General features: G+C 71.6%; 16 protein-coding genes. 11 read left to right on the top strand and 5 right to left on the bottom strand.

All coding sequences use genetic code 11. From position 1 onward, the window contains the following. Window positions 1-19 precede the first annotated feature (19 nt). Window positions 20-688: an AzlC family ABC transporter permease gene (locus DMH01_RS11275; RefSeq protein WP_125675751.1), complete on the top strand. Its 669-nt coding sequence runs from the start codon at window positions 20-22 to the stop codon at window positions 686-688. Next, the gene (locus DMH01_RS11270; RefSeq protein ID WP_125675749.1) at window positions 685-990 is read left to right on the top strand and encodes an AzlD domain-containing protein; all 306 of its coding nucleotides are present in this window, start codon (window positions 685-687) and stop codon (window positions 988-990) included. Before DMH01_RS11275 ends, DMH01_RS11270 begins: the two co-directional genes overlap by 4 nt. Here DMH01_RS11270 and merB read toward each other — a convergent pair. After that, window positions 987-1664 carry an organomercurial lyase gene (gene merB, locus DMH01_RS11265; protein WP_125675747.1) on the bottom strand — a complete coding sequence of 226 codons (678 nt, stop codon included), beginning with the start codon at window positions 1662-1664 and terminating at the stop codon, window positions 987-989. The two genes, DMH01_RS11270 and merB, sit on opposite strands and share 4 nt — an antisense overlap. A gap of 136 nt (window positions 1665-1800) precedes the next feature. On the opposite strand from merB, the gene metF reads away from it, so the two are divergent. From metF to DMH01_RS11250, 3 genes are all read left to right on the top strand, one after another. Next, window positions 1801-2688, top strand: a complete 888-nt coding sequence (metF, locus tag DMH01_RS11260) for a methylenetetrahydrofolate reductase [NAD(P)H] (protein ID WP_125675745.1) — start codon at window positions 1801-1803, stop codon at window positions 2686-2688. Window positions 2689-2730: 42 nt separating this feature from the next. Continuing rightward, on the top strand, window positions 2731-4416 hold the full coding sequence (locus tag DMH01_RS11255) for a DUF885 domain-containing protein (RefSeq protein ID WP_199745436.1): 1686 nt from the start codon (window positions 2731-2733) through the stop codon (window positions 4414-4416). Between the two features lie 271 nt (window positions 4417-4687). Further along, window positions 4688-5569, top strand: a complete 882-nt coding sequence (locus DMH01_RS11250; RefSeq protein ID WP_125675741.1) for a DMT family transporter — start codon at window positions 4688-4690, stop codon at window positions 5567-5569. Here DMH01_RS11250 and DMH01_RS11245 read toward each other — a convergent pair. Together DMH01_RS11245 and DMH01_RS11240 are read right to left on the bottom strand one after the other, a co-directional pair. After that, on the bottom strand, window positions 5566-6129 hold the full coding sequence (locus DMH01_RS11245; protein WP_016332697.1) for an N-acetyltransferase: 564 nt from the start codon (window positions 6127-6129) through the stop codon (window positions 5566-5568). The genes DMH01_RS11250 and DMH01_RS11245 overlap by 4 nt on opposite strands. After that, entirely contained in the window at window positions 6126-6656 is a 531-nt protein-coding gene (locus tag DMH01_RS11240; RefSeq protein ID WP_125675739.1) for a YbaK/EbsC family protein, read from the bottom strand. Before DMH01_RS11240 ends, DMH01_RS11245 begins: the two co-directional genes overlap by 4 nt. A gap of 221 nt (window positions 6657-6877) precedes the next feature. Between DMH01_RS11240 and DMH01_RS11235 the strand changes: the two genes are divergently transcribed. The 4 genes from DMH01_RS11235 to DMH01_RS11220 all read left to right on the top strand — a co-directional run bounded on the left by DMH01_RS11235 (window position 6878) and on the right by DMH01_RS11220 (window position 10167). After that, window positions 6878-7360 (top strand): SAV_6107 family HEPN domain-containing protein, encoded by a 483-nt coding sequence (locus DMH01_RS11235; protein ID WP_125675737.1) that lies wholly within the window; start codon window positions 6878-6880, stop codon window positions 7358-7360. Window positions 7361-7492: 132 nt separating this feature from the next. Then, window positions 7493-8257 carry a maleylpyruvate isomerase family mycothiol-dependent enzyme gene (locus tag DMH01_RS11230; protein ID WP_125675735.1) on the top strand — a complete coding sequence of 255 codons (765 nt, stop codon included), beginning with the start codon at window positions 7493-7495 and terminating at the stop codon, window positions 8255-8257. A 61-nt stretch (window positions 8258-8318) separates the two neighbouring features. Further along, complete coding sequence (locus DMH01_RS11225) at window positions 8319-8987, top strand: VOC family protein (protein WP_125675733.1); 669 nt, start codon at window positions 8319-8321, stop codon at window positions 8985-8987. 94 nt (window positions 8988-9081) lie between these two features. Further along, a complete protein-coding gene (locus tag DMH01_RS11220; RefSeq protein WP_125675731.1) occupies window positions 9082-10167 on the top strand; it encodes a GNAT family N-acetyltransferase in 1086 nt (361 codons plus the stop codon). 63 nt (window positions 10168-10230) lie between these two features. On the opposite strand, the gene def is transcribed toward DMH01_RS11220, so the two are convergent. Together def and DMH01_RS11210 are read right to left on the bottom strand one after the other, a co-directional pair. Then, window positions 10231-10731 carry a peptide deformylase gene (gene def / locus DMH01_RS11215; protein WP_125675729.1) on the bottom strand — a complete coding sequence of 167 codons (501 nt, stop codon included), beginning with the start codon at window positions 10729-10731 and terminating at the stop codon, window positions 10231-10233. A 37-nt stretch (window positions 10732-10768) separates the two neighbouring features. Beyond that, window positions 10769-15391, bottom strand: a complete 4623-nt coding sequence (locus DMH01_RS11210; RefSeq protein ID WP_199745482.1) for an ATP-dependent helicase — start codon at window positions 15389-15391, stop codon at window positions 10769-10771. 349 nt (window positions 15392-15740) lie between these two features. Here DMH01_RS11210 and DMH01_RS11205 point away from each other — a divergent pair, with 349 nt between their 5' ends. Together DMH01_RS11205 and DMH01_RS11200 are read left to right on the top strand one after the other, a co-directional pair. Next, window positions 15741-17654: an Hsp70 family protein gene (locus DMH01_RS11205; protein WP_125675724.1), complete on the top strand. Its 1914-nt coding sequence runs from the start codon at window positions 15741-15743 to the stop codon at window positions 17652-17654. Window positions 17655-17749: 95 nt separating this feature from the next. Continuing rightward, the gene (locus DMH01_RS11200) at window positions 17750-17944 is read left to right on the top strand and encodes a DUF3046 domain-containing protein (RefSeq protein WP_034311995.1); all 195 of its coding nucleotides are present in this window, start codon (window positions 17750-17752) and stop codon (window positions 17942-17944) included. Window positions 17945-18002 lie beyond the last annotated feature (58 nt).

Raw genomic sequence — 18002 nt, 5'->3', positions numbered from 1 at the left:
AGCTTGTTAGGCTCAGAGCATGACAACGCTCCGGCGGAACTATCTGGCCGGCGCCCGCGTCGGGCTCGGGCTGGGTGTCGCGACCTTCGTCCTCGGTGTCACCTTCGGCGCGTACAGCCAGACGCTGGGCTGGGGGATCGCCGCCCCGATCGTCGCGTCGATCCTCGTGTTCTCCGGCTCGGCCCAGTTCGCGATGGCCACCGCGCTCGCGGGCGGCGGCAACCTCGCCGTCGCGGTGGGCGCCGCGGCCCTGATCAACGCCCGGTTCCTGCCGATGGGCGCCGCCGTCGCCGCGGACCTGCGCGGCGGGCGGCTGCGGCGCGCGTGGGAAGGCCAGGCCGTCGTCGACGGTTCCTGGGTGGCCGCCCACCTCGGCGAAGGGCGCTTCGACCGCGAGAAGCTCATCGGCTGCACGCTCGTCCAGCTGCCCGCCTGGGTGCTGGGGACGGTGCTGGGCGTTCTGGCCGCGCCACCACCGGACGTCGTCTCGCGGTTCGGGCTCGACGTCGTGTTCCCGGGTTTCTTCCTGGTCCTGCTCATCGACGAACTGCGCCGCTCGCGCCAGGCGGCCCTGACCGCGGCCCTCGCCGCCTGCCTGGCGGGGATCCTGGTGCTGTTCGTCCCGGTCGGGCTCGCGCTGATCGGCGCCTCCGCCGCCGCGCTGCTCGGACTGGGGGCGCGGCGATGACGCTCTGGCTCGCCATCGTCCTCGTCGCGCTGGTCAGCATCGGGTTCAAGGCGGCGGGCCCGGTCCTGCTCGGCGACCGGACGCTCCCGCCACGGCTCGCGGGCGTGATCGCGCTGCTCGCGCCCGCGTTGCTGGCCGGTCTCGTGCTCACGGACGTGGCCGGACCGGCCTGGTCCGGGCTCGACTGGACGCTCTGCGCCGGCCTTGCCGCGATCGCGGTGACCTACGTGCTGCGTGTGCCGGTGCTCGCCGCGATCCTCTGCGGGGTCGTCGTCGCCGCGATGCTCCGGTTCCTGGTCTAGCTCCAGAACGGTCCGCTCAGCCCCGCCTGCTTGAAGTACTCGGCCGCGGCGGCCGGCTCCCGGCGGAGGTACCCGTGCTCGAGCCTGCCCTCGTACCAGCCGGCCGCGAGCCGCCACAGCGTCGCCAGATCCATGACGTAACCCTTGTCCTGCCCCGTTTCCGTCAGCCATCCGTCCACACAGGACTCGCCGCAGAACAGGCGCTGGTTGCCGCAGGTGTACACGACGTCGTCCCACATCCGCGCCACCGGCACCAGGAAGTGCGCGACCAGCTCACCCTTCGGCGGGGTGCGGTCGTTCACCAGCAGGGCGTGCGGCTCGCCGCAGCCTCGGCAGCGCGTGGACACCAGCACCTCGGGTTCGGCCTTGACCAGATGCGGGATCGCGAACGCGTCCCACGCGCAGCCGCCCCACCACAGCGTGTTCGAGCCCATCACGGAGAACCCGAGCGGGATCGCCGCGAACGGATGCGCCAGCACGACGTGCTCGCGTTCGTCGAGCACGAGATGCCGCTGCTCCGCGAGCCGGTGCAGCGCCTGTTTCGCCACCGCGAGCGAGCCGTGGGCGGCGTCGGCCAGTTCCGGGGCCGTCGGCGGCCTCCCGTGCTCGGCGAACGCGCGGTAGACCGCGACGCGGACGTCCTCATCCCAGCTGGTGTCGGTTTCGGCGCTCATGGCGGCTCCCTGTGCTCGCCATCGAGTCTCCCCAGCCCCGCTCCACTCGGCAACCGCTCGTACGTGGCTGAAGTCGCACGCCCATAGCCTGAGAGGGGGCTCCCAGCCAGCGGACATTCCCCCCTAAAATGGCGGAATGACTTCGGTGGTCGAGCGGTTGCAGGGTGATGGACCCGTGTTCTCCATCGAGTTCTTCCCGCCCCGCGACGCGGCCGACGAGGCCGTCCTGTGGAAATCGATCCGGGAACTCGAGCCGCTGGACCCGGCCTACATGTCGATCACCTACGGCGCCGGCGGCTCCAGCCGGGACGGCACGATCCGCAGCATCGCCCGCGTCGCCACCGAAACCACGCTGGTGCCGATGGCGCACCTCACCGCCGTGAACCACTCCGTCGCGGAACTGCGCAACGTCATCGGCTGGTACGCCGCCGTCGGCGTGCGGAACATCCTCGCGCTGCGGGGCGACCCGCCGGGCGACGTCTACGGCGACTGGGTCCCGCATCCCGAGGGGCTCAACTACGCCGAGGAACTCGTCGAGCTGGTGCGTTCGCTCGGCGACTTCTGCGTCGGCGTCTCGGCCTTCCCGTACGGCCACCCGCGGTCGGCGAACCTCGAAGCCGACACCGAGTACCTCGTGCGCAAGCTCCGCGCCGGCGCGGATTTCGCGATCGCGCAGCTGTTCTTCGAGCCGGAGGACTTCCTCCGCCTGCGCGACCGGGTGGCCGCCACCGGCTGCGAGGCGCTGGTCATCCCCGGCATCATGCCGCTGACCACGCTGCGGACACTGCGCACGTCGATCAAGCTGTCCGGCGCGCCCACCGCGCCGCGGCGGCTGCTGGACCGGCTCGAGCCGCTGGCCGACGACCCGAAGGCCTTCCGCGCGGAGGGTATCGACGTGGTGACCGAACTGTGCGAGCGGCTCATCGCCGAAGGCGTCCCCGACCTGCACTTCTACACGTTCAACCGGTCCAAGGCCACGCGTGAGGTGGTCAGCAGGCTCGGGCTGGTCCCGGCCCGCGCGTAACTCCGTACCGAAGTCGCCCGTCGTCCCGGTAGCGTGCCGGTCATGGCTTCAACCGCGCGAAGTGTGCACCAGATCTGTGACCAGTACGTCGAGGACTACGCCGCGGCCGACCCGGTCGCCGCGACGACGTACGGCATCTCCGGATACGACGACCAGCTGACCGACTACTCGCCCGCCGGGCACGCGGCGCGGGCCGCCATCGCCGCCCGCGCGCTGGCCGACATCGAAGCGGCCGAACCCGCCGACGACGGCGAGCGCGCGGCCAAGGCGGTGTTCACCGAGCGGATCGGGCTGCAGCTGGAGATCCACGAGGCGGGTCTCGACATCGCGGCGCTGAATGTGATCGAAAGCCCCGTGCAGGAACTGCGCATGGTCTTCGACTTCATGCCCACCGACACCGCGGAGGACTGGGCGACGATCGCCGCCCGGATGGCGAAGGTGCCCGAAGCGCTCGACGGTCTCCGTGCCGCGCTGCTCGCGGCCGCGAACGCGGGCCGGGTGTCGGCGTTGCGGCAGGTCGGCAAGGTCGCCGAACAGGCCGAAACCTGGGCGGGGTTGAAGGACGACGACGGTTTCTTCGAGACGCTGGCCGCGGGGGCGAAGGACGTCGACGAGAAGCTGCGCGCGGAACTCGGGCAGGCCGCCCACGCCGCGCAGGAGGCGTACGCGGAGTTCGCCGGTTTCCTCCGCGCCGAACTCGCCCCGCTGGCGCCGGTCAAGGACGCCGTCGGCGCCGAGGTCTACCGGCTGTGGTCCCGGTTGTTCACCGGAGCCACCTTCGACCTGGACGAGGCCTACGCCTGGGGCTGGGCCGAGTTCACCCGCATCGAGACGGAGATGCGCGAGGTCGCCGGCCGGATCAAACCCGGCGCGACCCTCGCCGAGGCGGCCGCCGCCCTCGACACCGACCCCAAGTACGTCGTGCGCGGCCGGGCGGAATTCCAGGCCTGGATGCAGAACCTGTCCGACAACGCGCTGAAGTCGTTGCGCGGCAAGCACTTCGACATCTCCGACCGGGTGATGGCGCTGGAGTGCAAGATCGCCCCGCCCGGCGGCACCGTCGGCGCGTACTACACCGGCCCGAGCGAGGACTTCTCCCGCCCCGGCCGCATGTGGTGGTCGCTGCCGCAGGGCCGGGACGAGTTCACCACCTGGCGCGAGGTCAGCACCGTCTACCACGAGGGCGCGCCGGGGCACCACCTGCAGATCGCGACCGCGGTCGACCAGTCGGAGTCGCTGAACAAGTACCAGCGGCTGCTGGCGTTCACCTCCGGGCACGCCGAGGGCTGGGCGCTGTACTCCGAGCGGCTGATGGAGGACCTCGGATTCCTCGCCGACGACGGTGAGCTGTTCGGCATGCTGTCCGAGCAGCTGTTCCGCGCCGCGCGGGTGATCGTCGACATCGGCATGCACCTGGAACTGGAGATCCCGGCGGGCACCGGCTTCCACGAGGGCGAGCGCTGGACGCCCGAGCTGGGCCTGGAGTTCATGCTCACCCGGACCGTCACCGACCCGGCCCACGTGCACGACGAGATCGACCGCTACCTGGGCTGGCCGGGGCAGGCGCCGTCGTACAAGCTCGGCGAACGCCTCTGGCTCACCGCCCGCGACGAGGCCCGCGCGCGGCAGGGCGACGCGTTCGACATCAAGCAGTTCCACACGCGGGCGCTGGCGCTCGGCGGGATGGGGCTGGACACGCTGCGGGAGATGCTGGCCGCGCTGGACTGAGCCGAAGGACGCTTTCCCCGCATAAGACGAGGCGAAGGACGCTTTCCTCGCATCACATGCGGGGAAAGCGTCCTTCAGCTTTATCCACTTGCCCGCCTTGATACGTTCCCTCCCGTGCACCGGATCTTTCTCGTCACCCCACCCCCCGCTTCCTGAGCGGGGTGTCTCCGGCCGCGCGGCGTTCCAGCCGCCCGGCCGATCCGTGCTGCACTGAAGCACCCCGCGTCGTCGACGTCCTTTCCGACAGACACAGACGCAGGAGCGTTTCCCCATGTCCGTTGCCGTACCCGCGCGCGCCCGATCGTCGGCCGCGCTCGTCCTCGCCGGAATCCTCTGGGGGACCGGCGGCCTCGCCGGATCCCTGCTCGCGTCCCGCGCGGGCCTCCATCCCCTGAGCGTCGCCGCGTACCGGCTGCTCATCGGCGGCGTGATCGCCACCGGCTATCTCTGGCTCACCGGAGGGCTTCGCGGTCTTCCCCGGACTCCGCAGGTCCGCCGTCGCCTCCTGGCGGTCGGCGGGTTGTTCGCCCTCTTCCAGACCAGCTACTTCGCCGCGGTCTCGCTGAGTTCCGTGAGCGTCGCGACGATGACCACCATCGGCAGCGCACCCGTCCTGCTCGCCGTCGCGACGGCCGTCAGGACCCGCCGCCTGCCCGGGGCGTGGACGGCGGTGTCCGTGGCAGGCTCCCTCGTCGGGCTCGCGCTGCTGCAGTGGACGCCCGGACAGGAGGCCGACGTCGCGGGGGTGCTGTTCGCCCTGCTCGCCGCGGCCGGATTCGCCGCGCTGACGCTGGTGACCGCGACCCGCGTCGAAGGCCTCGATCCCTTGCCCACCACGGCTTTCGGCTGCCTGATCGGCGGCGCCGCACTCGCCCCGGCGGCGCTGTGGTTCGGGATGGCGGTGCCGGTTCAGGCCGACGTGCTCGCGCTCGTCGTCTACTTCGGTGTCGTGCCGACGGCGCTGGCGTATGCCGCGTACTTCCGCGGTCTCGAAAGCGCGCATCCCGTACTGGCGGCGTTGTCCGCCCTGCTCGAACCGTTGACCGCCGCGCTGCTGTCCATGGTGCTGCTCGGGGAACGGCTCGGCGCCGTGGGCTGGTGCGGCGCGGTGGTGCTCATCGCCGCGCTCACCGTCGCCTACTCGAAACCCTAGAGCGGCAGCGTCCGGCCGAGGATCGCGAACGGCCGCGGATCCCCGGCGAAGTGGTAGTCCCGCAGCACGTCGACGAAGCCGACCCGCCGGTACAGGTTCCAGGCCCGGCTGGTGCCTTCCGGCGTGGAAAGGAGGACGTGGGCGCTGGGCACGCCGTCGAGCAGCCGTCGCAGGAGGTCCTCGCCGATCCGCTTCCCCTGGCTTTCGGGGCTGACGTGGATCTCGGTGAGCTCGAAGTAGTCGGACATCCAGTGCTCGGCGGCGGCCTGGCCCTCGCGCCGGGTCAGGCCGTGGCGGACCTGTTCGTGCCACCACTGGCCGCCGCGGCCCTTGTAGCCGTAGGCGAGCCCGAGCAGGACGCCGTCCGCGTCGAGCGCGGCCATGCAGCGCCAGCCTTCGCGCAGCGCGTGCGTGAGCCACATCGGGGCGCGTTGCTCCGCCGTGCCTTCGGGGTAGCGCATGGCGTTGACGTAGATGGTCAGCGCCTCGGGGAGCCGGGCGCGGAACTCGTCCGCGGACAGCTGGACGTAACGGGTGCATTCCGAGGACATCGCGGTCACGGGCGCCCATCCTGCCCGTCGCCCGCGACGTCCGCGGGAGTGCCCCCGGTCAGCGCGACGAGGCCGTCGAACGTCGTGGGGTACACCGACTTCGGATGCCCGGCGGCGGCCCAGACGACCTCGTGCGCGCTTAACGCGGTGTCGACGAGGGTGGTCAACGCCTTCGGGTGACCGACCGGGGCGACGCCGCCGATCGGCTGCCCGGTGTGCGCGCGGACGAACTCCGCGTCCGCCTTGCCGATCTCGTCGGCTCCGGTCAGCGAGGCCAGCAGCGCGGTGTCGGCGCGGTGCGCGCCCGAGGTCAAGGCGAGCAGGGCCGTTTCCGTGTCGCCGGTGCGGCTGCGGAAGACGAGGCTGTTCGCGATCGCGCCGACCTCGACACCGAGCGCTTCGGCGGCCTGCGCGGCCGTGCGGACTTCGGCGGGGAGGATCCGGATCCCGTCGGCGGCGGCGTGCTGGCCCGCCTCGGCGAGCGCGGCCGCGACCTTGGCCACCGAGGGATGACCGGACCGGTCGATGGTGCTCATACGCCTATGAGATCACGTGGCCGATGCCGTGTCCCGCACCACATGCGGCGATCACCCCGGTACGGGGTTGAGGAATGGGGCACTTCGGGGTTACATTGGACTTGTTCGAACAGACGTTCGACATTCGGTGAGCGCGCACCGGTAGGTGCCCGGCGCGGGGGCGGGGGAAGCGCCTCGGCGCCGGGCATCGGCAGGCGCTCACGTACAGGAGGAGGGTCGTCATGTCCGTTTCGGTCGTGTCCCCCGACGAAGTCGAGAGGCCGGGGGGCACCGCGCAGCCCGCCCTGCCGATGTCGTTGCGCCCGCCGGCACCACCCGCGGCGGTCTCCTTGTACGCGCAGGCGAGGCGGGGTCTCGCCGAAGCAGAGCGGGAGAGTGCTCCCGCGGAGCGGTTCATCGGGGCGTATCTCGCCGCGCTGCGGGGTGCGGCGGCGGTACTGGAGGCCCGCGGCCGTCCGCACCGGGGCCGTGCCCGGCCGGCGAGCGGCTGGGTGCTGCTCGACTCCGTCGCACCCGAGCTGAAGGAATGGGCGGCGTTCTTCGCGGCCAATTCGGCGACGCGGGCCGCCGCGCAGGCGGGTATCACCGGCAAGGTCACCGTCGAACTGGCGGACGAGCTGACCCGCGCCGCCACGGTGTTCCTGGAACTGGTGCGACGGGTGGTGCACGGGCTGCCGATGGGTGATTCGGCGCATGTGGCTTAGCGGCCTGTCGGCGGAGCTGTGGTTTTGTCCGGAAAACGCCTTCACCACGTTCGTGACTTGAAAGACCAGGTCGCGCCCTGCCGACGCGGGTTCACCTAATTCGACAGAGTCACCACGGAGAGGGGGTGCCCGATGGCCGGGCAGGCCATGATCGACCAGGGCAGGTTCCTGGAGGTGATCGGCGCCGAAACCGAGTTGATGGCCCAGGTGGCGCATACCGCGTCCGCCGACGCGCCGGTCCCGACCTGCCCGGGCTGGACGCTCGGCGAGGTCCTCAGGCACGTCGGAAGCGTGTACCGGGTCACTCGCCGCTGGATCACCGACGGGCGGCGTCCCGAGCACTGGCAGCGCAAACCGGGGCCGGGACAGAGCCTGGAGGAGTACTTCCGCGAGGGCCGGGACGAACTCGTCGCCGAACTGTCCGCGCACGATCCGGACGAACTGGCGCCGACCTGGTGGCCCGCGGACCGCAGCTACGGGTTCTGGCGGCGGCGGACGGCGCACGAGACGACGATCCACCGAATCGACGCGGAGAGCGCGGCGGGCCGGGAAGTGTCGGAGATCCCCGAAGACGTGGCACTCGACGGGATCGACGAGGCGCTGGTGCTGTGGTTCGGCCAGCGGCTGCCGTTGCTGGGACTGTCCGGCACCAAGACCGGCTCGGTCGGCGTGCGCACCGCGGGCCACACCTGGATCGCCAGGGCGGGGCCGACGGAAACGGTCGCCTGGCGGTGCTCGGCCGAGGAGGCCCAGCGCGCGGACGACCTGATCACCGGGAAGCCGGACAAGATCTACCGCTGGCTCTGGGGCCGGGCGGGTCCGACGGCGGTGACGGTCAGCGGAGACCAGGACATGGCGGGACAACTCTGGGCCCTTCTGCGGCTCGCGACCCGATGACCGGTCGGTGGGGAAGCCAAACCGGTCAGAAGTGTCGGTGGTGCCGTCTAGATTCACCGGTGTGGCGGTACAGCTGGTGAACCTGGTCTTCGACTCGGCCCTTCCCAGGGATCTGGCGGGTTTCTGGGAAGGGCTGTTCAGCTGGGACGCCCCGTTCCAACCGGCGTTCCGTTCCGAGGCGGGCCCGAAACGGGGCAAGAACCGGCTGCACCTGGATCTGGCGAGCCGTTCGCCCGAACACCAGGCCGAGTTGGTGGACCGTGCGTTGTCCCTCGGCGCACGGCACATCGACATCGGCCAGGGCCCGCCGGAGGAGAAACGGGTGCCGTGGGTGGTGCTCGCGGACCCCGAGGGCAACGAGTTCTGCGTCCTCGAGCCGCGCGAGCAGTACGAGGGCACCGGCGCGATCGCTTCGGTCGTCACCGACGCCCTCGACCCGGAGCGGCTGGCGCGGTTCTGGGCGGCCGCGCTCGGCTGGGAGATCGGCGTCCGGGAAGAGACGATCGTCGGCCTGCGGCCACCGGACGGCCGCGGCCCCTGGGTCGAGTTCCTCGCCACGAAAGAGCAGAAGCGGCACAGGAACCGGCTGCGGTTCGAGATCGCGCCACGGCGGGGCAAGAGCCGGGCGGCCGAGGTCCGGCGCCTGCGGGAGCTGGGCGCGTCAGGGGAGCGTGGCGAAGCCATGGTGGATCCGGAGGGCAACGAGTTCAGCGTGCTTTCGCCACGCTGAGTGTTTCGCCGGGGTTGCGCGGTGGCGTCGAACGCTGACCTGAGCGAAACACCCGCGCCGTGGGCAGGCAACAACCGGCCGGGACCGTGGAGTCATGGAGACCTATCGAGTCCGGCCCACCCTGGTCCATCCCGGCGTAGAGACCGCGGCCGCGTCGGCCTGGCGTGTCCGGATCCGCGTGGACGACCGGCCCGGCACCCTGGCCAGGATCGCGATCCGGCTCGCCGACCTCGAATGCAACATCCTCGCGCTGTCGGTGCTCCCGGTCCCGGGCGGCGTGCTCGACGAGATCGTTCTGCGGCCGGCCACCGGTCTGCCGCGCCAACTGCTCGTCGACGCGATCCGCGACGAAGGATGCGAATGCTCCGCGGTCGTCGACGCGGATCTGGCCGAACTGGTCGACCCGGCCACCGCGACGCTCACCGCGGCCACGAGGGCCGTCGAGGAGCCCCGCGGACTCGCGGAAGTGCTCCGAGGGGTCCTCGCGGCCGACGTCGTCACGAAGGTCCCGTCGATCGAGGCGAACCCGGCCCGCACGGAAGGCGGGCACCGCGCGGTGTTCCCGGCGGGGGACGGCACCGCGTTCGTCGCGCGCCGCCGGTGGTCGCCGTTCGTCGAGCTGGAACTGAGCCGTGCCGTCGCGCTGATCGGCCTGAGCACCGCCGTCCGCGACAACGTGACCGGTCCGATCGTGCTCGACCGGGCCGACGGCGCCGCGATCGTCCTGCGCAAGGGCGTCCCCGGTGACGCGGAAGCGGTGTCCGCGCTGCACCAGAGATGCTCGATGACGACGCTCTTCCACCGCTATCACACCGGAATGCGTGCCGTGCCGCGTCGCTGGCTGCACCGGCTCCTGATGCCGCCGCGCGGGATCAGCCTGCTCGCGGTCTGCGGCCGGGACGTGATCGGTCTCGGCCAGCTGATCCCGTCCGCCGACGGCGGCGCGGCCGAAGTCTCGCTCCTGGTCGAGGATTCCTGGCAGCGCCAGGGCATCGGCACGGCTTTGCTGTCCAGGCTCGCCACCCTCGCCATGGCCAAGGGGGAGCGTGAACTCACCGCCGTCTGCCTGCCCGGCGACGACTCCCTCCACCGCACCGCCACCCGCGTGGGGCTCCGCCCCGAACGCGCCCCCGGCGACCCCGGCACCCTGCGCTTCCGGCTCCCCGACCCCCGCGTTTAGTCCTCTGAATGCGTTAGTTCGGGCTACCAACCACCGCATTCAGAGGACTAAACGCGGGAGTGGTCAGCGGTTCCAGAACCAGTCTTTGCCGCGGGCCTCGCCCAGGGCGCGCTTCTTGCGCTCGGGGGTGAGCCGTTCCAGGTAGAGCTTGCCGTCGAGGTGGTCGGTCTCGTGCTGCAGACACTGGGCGAGCACGTCGACGCCTTCGACCTCGATCGGCTCGTTGCGCAGGTCGACACCGCGCACCACGGCGTGCTTCGCGCGGACGACCGGGAACCACAGCTCCGGCACGGACAGACAGCCTTCACCGATCTCGTGTGTCTCTTCGGACAGCTCGACGATCTCGGGGTTGATCACGTACCCGCTCAGGCCGCCGACGTCGTAGCTGAACACTCGCAGCCCGACCCCGATCTGCGGCGCGGCGAGACCCGCGCGCCCGGCCGGTTTCACCCCGTCCATCAGATCGGTCACCAGCGACTCGATCTTCTTGTCGAATGTCGTGACCGGGTCGCATACGGTCTTGAGCACGGGATCCCCGAAATAGCGCAGGTCGCGCATCACCATGGTCGAACGTCCTTCTCCGCAGGTCTGAGCGGTGATTCTAGGCCCGCAGGCGCAGCCCCTTGGGAGTCGCCCGGAAACCCGCCTCCTGGAGGACGGCCGAAAGCTCCGAGGTGAGCGCCACCTCGCCGTCGGCCTTCTGCACCGCGAGCTGCCCCAGCCAGCCTTCGCGCACCGCCGTGGACAGCGCCCGCGCGGCCGAGCGCAACCTGTCCTGGTCCTCGGTGAAACTCAGCAGCGACCGGCCGCCGCGTTCGACGTACATCGCCGGCACACCGTCCACGAGCACCGCGAGCGCACCGGCTTTCCTTGCCGGACGGTGTTTCGTGTCGCCCGTCGCGGCAGGCCAAGGCAACGCGGCGCCGTAGGGCTGAGCCGGGTCGGCGGCGGCGAGGACGACGGCGCCTTCCGCGGTGGTGCGCTGGTTCCCGGACTGCGCGCGCAGCCTGTCGACGGCGCCCTTCGCCGCGAATTGCGCCGCGCCGAGCCCCTCGACCACATACCCCCGGACGACCTGCCCCGAGTCCTCCATGCCGCGCAAAACCTTGTAGATCCCCGAAAAACCGCCCGTCACGCGCTCGGTGTCGAGGGCGCCGCGGGTGAGGACGCCGTGCCGTTCCAGGAAGGCCTCCGTCCGCGCCAGCGCGCGCCTGGTCGGATCCGCTTCACGTCCCGGGGTCAGTGCCCAGCGCCCGGCGACCGTCGGCGGCCCGGTGCGCGAAGGCATCGCCGGACGGCCGGCCCGGAGCCGCGCGTACCGGCCGCGAGGAGCCTGCCGCCGTGGCTTGTGCGCAGCGCCGGAACCGGAGACCTGCGCCCGCAGCGGCCCCAGCGTGTCCCCGGTGACCAGACCTGCCCACACGAGATCCCACAGCGCGGCGACGACTTCACCGTCGTTGGGCGGGGTTTCGACCAACGGCGACGCCCGGTCCACGAGCTGGCGGAAGAACTGCGCCCCACCCTCCAAAGTGGACAGAATGGCTTCGTGGAGCGGGCCGGAGGGCAGATCGTCGTCGAGATCCGGCAACAGCAGATCGGCGACGTCCGTGGGCGCGAGCGCCAGCCAGCCGTCCCCGCCGGACAGGGAACCGCAGCCGCACCAGGTGACCTCGCCCGCCGTGGTGAGTTCGTCCAGCAGCGACGGGGTGTAGCCGGGCAGTCTGCTCGGCAGGATCAGCGATTCGACCGCGCTCGCCGGGAGCGGGGCACCGGCCAGTTGCTCGACCACGGACAGCACGTCGTCGGCCGTCGGCGCCGACCGCACACGCGCGCCGATGCCGTGCCACGACGGCAGGAACCGCCCCAGCGCGGCCGGTTCGACCGGTTCGACCTCGGCCCGCAGCCGGGCCAGCGACGCCCTCCGGAGCCTGCGCAGCACCGAAGCGTCGCAGTACTCCATCCCGACGCCGTGGGTCTCCGGATGCCCGACGGGGCTCAGCTCGCCCCGGACCAGCCTGCCCTGCGCGGTCAGCCTGTCCAGGACGCCGGTGACCACGGCCGTCCCGAGGCCGAACCGCTCGGCCGCCTGCCGGGCGCTGAACGGGCCGCGGCTGCGCGAATAGCGCGACAACAGGTCGCCGACGGGATCTTCGACCGGTTCGGTGAACGCCTCCGGTACCCCGACCGGCAGAGCGGTGCCCAGCGCGTCCCGTACCCGGCCGGCGTCCTCGATGGCGATGAAGCGTTCACCGCCGCCGATGCGGACCCGGATCACCCGCCGCGCGGCCTCCAGTTCCTCCAGCCATTCCCGCTGGATGCCGCGCGCGGCGGCCTCCTCGATCGAGAGATCGCCGAGGAACCGCAACAGATCCGCGGCGTCTTCGGCGTTGCGGGCGTGCCTGTCCGGATCGAGGCGTTGCAGGGAGCGCTCGACTTCGGCGACGACCTCGGCGTCCAGCAACTCCCGGATCGCCTCGGTGCCGAGCAATTCGGCCAGCAGCGTCGAATCCAGCGCCAGCGCGGCCGCGCGCCGTTCCGCGAGCGGGGCGTCGGTCTCGTACAGGAACATCCCGACGTAACCGAAGAGCAGGCTGCGCGCGAACGGCGACGCCGACGGTGTCTCGACCTCGACCAGCTTGACCTTGCGCGACCGGACGTCGGACATCAGCTCGCGCAGCCCGCCGACGTCGTACACGTCCTGCAGGACTTCCCGCATCGCCTCCAGCACCACAGGGAACCGCTCGTACTTGGCCGCGACCGAAAGCAGCTGGGACGCGCGCTGCCGCTGCTGCCACAGCGGGGTGCGGCGGCGCGGATCCCGGCGGGGGAGCAGCAGCGACCGTGCCGCGCATTCCCGGAACCGCGCGGCGAACAGCGCCGAGCCGCCGACCTCGGCGACGATCAGCTGCTCGACCTCCTCCGGATCGAGCAGGACGTCCTCGACGCCGATGGTGACCTCGGCGCCGTCCATGTCCAGCGCCTCGGGCAGCCGCAGCACGATGCCGTCGTCGGAATGCGCGACCTGGGCGTCGACCCCGCGGTTCTCCCGCAGGCGGGCCGCGATCGCGAGCGCCCACGGCGCGTTGACCTGCGCGCCGAACGGCGAATGCAGGATGACCCGCCAGTCACCCAGCTCGTCGCGAAACCGTTCCAGCAGCACGGTTTTGTCGTTGGGCACATGCCGTGTGGCCGACTTCTGCTCTTCCAGGTACGCCAGCAGGTTGTCGCAGGCGTACTCGTCCAGCCCGGCGACGGCGGCGCGTTCCCTGGCCGCCGACGGCTCCGAAGTGGACAGTTCGCGGACGAACGCGCCCAGCGCCCGCCCCAGTTCCAGCGGGCGGCCGGGGGCGTCGCCCTTCCAGAACGGCATCCGGGCGGGCTCGCCCGGCGCGGGGACCACGATCACGCGGTCGTGGGTGATGTCGGTGACCCGCCAGGAGGAGGTGCCGAGCAGGATCGTGTCCCCGACGCGGGACTCGTAGACCATCTCCTCGTCGAGCTCGCCCACGCGCGACCCGGGTTTGCCGTCGGAACCCGGCGTCATCACGGTGAACAGGCCGCGATCGGGGATCGTGCCGCCCGAGGTCACCGCCAGCCGCTGCGACCCCGGACGGCCGTGCAGTTCGCCGGTGACCCGGTCCCAGGTGATCCGGGCGCGCAGCTCGCCGAACTCCTCACTGGGATACCGGCCCGCGAGCATGTCGAGCACGGCCAGCAGCGCGTCGTCCGGCAGGGACGCGAACGGCGCCGCGCGGCGGGCGAGGGCGGCCAGCTCGTCGACGGTCCACGATTCGAGCGCCACCATCGCCACGACCTGCTGCGCGAGCACGTCCAGCGGGTTGCGCGGGTACCGCACCGCCTCGATCGCCCCGGACGCCATCCGTTCCGCGACCACCGCGCAGGAGACGAGGTCGCCCCGGAACTTCGGGAACATCACCCCGCTCGACACCGCGCCGACCTGGTGCCCGGCCCGGCCGACCCGCTGCAGCCCCGAAGCGACCGTCGGCGGCGCCTCGATCTGCACGACGAGATCGACGGCGCCCATGTCGATGCCCAGCTCCAAGGAGGACGTCGCGACGACGCACGCCAGCCGCCCGGACTTGAGCTCCTCCTCCACATGGGTGCGCTGCTCGCGCGACATCGAGCCGTGGTGCGCCCGCGCGATCACCGGCGCCGCTCCGGTGGTGAGCCCGGACTGGCCGATCGCCTCGGCCGGATACCGCTGATCCGGCTCCAGCTCGGCCTGCTCCGCGACGAGTTCGTTGAGCCGGGCCGTCATCCGCTCGGTGAGCCGCCGCGAGTTGGCGAACACGATCGTCGACCGATGCGCCTGGATCAGTTCGAGGACGCGCTCCTCCACCGCGGGCCAGATCGACGGCCGCCGCGGCGCGCCGTCGATGTCCTCCAGCGAGCCGGGGAGCCGGGCGAGGCCCGCGTCGAGGTCTTCGTTCTGCTTCGGCCCCCGAGGACCGTCGAGATCGGCCATGTCCTCGACCGGGACCTCGACGCGGACCTCGATCGTCTTCGCGAGCTTCGGCTGGACGACGGTGACCGGCCTGCCGCCCGCCAGGAACGAGGCGACCTCGTCGATCGGCCGGACGGTCGCCGACAGCCCGATCCGCTGGGCGGGCTTCTCCAAGAGGGCGTCGAGCCGCTCCAGCGACAAGGCGAGATGCGCGCCGCGTTTGCCGCCCGCGACCGCGTGCACCTCGTCGATGATCACCGTCTCCACGCCGCGCAGCGAATCGCGGGCGGAGGAGGTGAGGATCAGGAACAGCGACTCCGGCGTGGTGACCAGCACGTCCGGCGGTGTCTTGCCGAACGAGCGGCGCTCGGCGGCGGTGGTGTCGCCCGTCCGCATGCCGACGCCGATGTCCGGGACCGGCAGCCCGAGCCGCCGCGACGCCTGCGAGATCCCCGCCAGTGGTGCCCGCAGGTTGCGCTGGACGTCGACCGCCAGCGCCTTCAGCGGAGAGACGTAGAGGACGCGGCAGCGTTTCCGAGGCTCGGACGGCGGCGGCTCGACCGACAGCCTGTCCAGCGCCCAGAGGAAGGCCGACAACGTCTTGCCCGATCCCGTGGGGGCCACGACCAGCGCGTGTTCCCCCGCGTGCGCGGCACGCCAGGCCCCTTCCTGCGCGCGGGTGGGCGCGGCGAAGGCCCCGGTGAACCAGTCCCTGGTCGCGAGGGAGAAGAGGTCGAGTACGTGTGCCACGCCCTCCATACTGCGCCGGACCACCGACAGTTTCGCTCCGAGGGCTGGTCGGCGGAGCTGAGACGGGCCTGCCACCAGGACCGAACGCGTGAACCCGCCCCGGCCGAAGGCCCCGCTATCGCGGTGGCAGGGCGCCCGAGGAGATCAGCTTCACCACGATGACCAGGCTGCGCCCTGCCGACGTCGATCGCGGATGCGGGTTCACCAACAGACACACTGCCCTGTGACGAGGCACCCGGTCGGGGACGAGTTCGGCGGGTTCCGCACGTGCGGTGACCTCGCTCATGGGAGCATCACCGCCAGCGCGGCCGGATCGGTACTGGGGCGGTCGCCGTTCGTCTGTGAAGGGGTATGAGCTGTGCGGATCCTGTCGGTGGACCTCGGGACGTCCAACACCGTGGCCGTCCTTTCGGCGCACGGGAGGCCCCCGCGCGTGGTCGAGGTCGACGGTTCGGCCAACATGCCGTCCGCGGTGTTCGCCACCGAGGAGGGCACGATCATGGTCGGCCGCGACGCCGAGCGCCGCGCCCGCCTCGACCCGACCCGCTTCGAGCCCAACCCCAAACGCCGCATCGACGAGCAGACGCTCCTGCTGGGCACCGACGTCATCCCGGTCAGCGAGGTGCTGGCCGCGATCCTGCGCCGCGTCCTCGACGAGACCACCCGCCAGCTCGGCGGGGACCTGCCCGACGAGGTCCGGCTCACCCACCCCGCGCAATGGGGCCCGACCCGCCGCAACGTGCTGCTGTCCGCCGCCCGGCTCGCCGGGATGGGCGGCAACCTGGTGCTCGTCCCCGAGCCGGTCGCCGCGGCCGCGCATTTCGCGTCGTTCCCCGGCAAGACGCTCGCGCCCGGTCAGGCGCTCGCCGTGTACGACCTCGGCGCCGGCACCTTCGACGTCGCGATCGTCGGCGCGACCCCGAACGGCGGCTTCACCGTCGTCGCCGAAGACGGCCTTCCCGACCTCGGTGGCCTCGACGTCGACCAGGCGCTGCTGGTGCACGTCGGCCGCGAGGTCTCGCACAAGGATCCCCAGCGCTGGCAGCGGGTCCTGCGGCCGGAGTCCACTCCGGACCGTCGTACGCGGCGCGCGCTGCAGGAGGACGTGAAGGCGGCGAAGGAAGCCCTCTCGCGGCACCCGCAGACCGAGGTCCCGATGCCGGAGCCGTTCGAGGACGTCCTCGTCACGCGAGGGGAACTCGAAGCGCTGGTGCGGCCGTCGATGCTGCGCAGTGTCGAGCTGATGTCGCGGGTGGTGCGCTCGGCCGGGATGACCCCGGACCGGCTCGCCGGTATCTACCTCGTCGGCGGTTCGAGCCGTCTCCCGCTGGTCGGCAGCCTGATCGCGGAGAAGCTCGGCGTCGTCCCCGGCAGCCTGGACCAGCCCGAGACCGCGGTCGCGCTCGGCGCCCAGCACGTCGCTTCCGACGGCATCAGCTCGCGTACGCAGGGCGTCGAAGGGCAGGTCGCCGCGGGAACCGGCGCGCATCAGGTCGGGCCCGGTGCTTCGGGCCCGTACGCGCCGCCGCCGCAGCAGGTCGCGTCGATCCCGGGGTATTCGGGCGGCGGCCCCGGCCAGTCCGGTGGTTTCCCCCAGTCGGGTTACCCGAACAGCGGCCCGCAGCAGGTGCAGCAGCCCGCGCCGACGAATTTCCCGACGTACTCGCTGGCCGGCCAGACCGCCGGTGACAAGGCGCCCGCGAGCAAGAAGAAGCCGCTCGTCATCGGCGCCATCGTGGCCGTCGTCGTGCTGCTCGCCGCCGGGCTCACGTACTTCCTGACGTCCTCCCCGGTGGAGACCTACACGGCCGACGAATGCAAGGTGCCCGGCGCGGCCGACGACAAGGGCCTCACCGGCTGCCTGCGCCAGCTCGCCGGGAAGATCGCCGACACCGGCGACTGCAAACCCGGCATGGGCAACGGGCCGGCGAAACCGGCGGAGGATCTCGGCGTGACGTCGACCTGCTCTGCCCCGGGGCGCGCCGGGACCCAGGTGACCTACCTTCAGAGCGATTCCGCGGACAAGCTCAAGGCCTACACCGACGGACTGCTCAAAGCGGCAGGCGGGGACCGCACCGAGGCCAAGTGGGCGGGCAACGCTCTGGACGGCCAGTACTCCTCGGCCGCCGGGCGGAACGCCGCCGTGCTGGTGTTCACCGTGACCGACCGGCCGCTGGTCGGCTTCATCTACCAGGTCCCGGCCGAAGGCCAGAACCCGACGCCGGGCGAGCTGGCCGACTACTTCGAAAAGAGCGTCCAGCCGGGCGAATAGGCCCTGTTTCCGCGTGAAGGCCCCCTTCCCTCGGCTCAGCCGAGGGAAGGGGGCCTTCACGCGTTTCAGCCGGGCGCCGGGCTAGACTCCGACCGATGCGTATCACGGTCTTCCGGCGGCTGATGGCCGATGAATTCGGCCCCGGACGTGCGGAAACCCTCTCCAGGGATCACTCCTTCGGTGAACTCGGGGGCCGGACCGTCGAACAGGCCCTCGACGCGGGAATCTCGGCCAAAGACGTCTGGCGAGCGGTCTGCGACGCCTTCGAGATCCCGCCGGAGCGACGTTGACCTCGGCAAAGGGGCAAGAACACTAGCGCGACGGCGTGTCGGTCACGGCCTCGAACAC

Origin of the sequence: Amycolatopsis sp. WAC 04182, assembly GCF_003947465.1 — a bacterium.
Classification (GTDB): domain Bacteria; phylum Actinomycetota; class Actinomycetes; order Mycobacteriales; family Pseudonocardiaceae; genus Amycolatopsis.
This window is presented reverse-complemented; position numbering and strand designations above follow the sequence as displayed.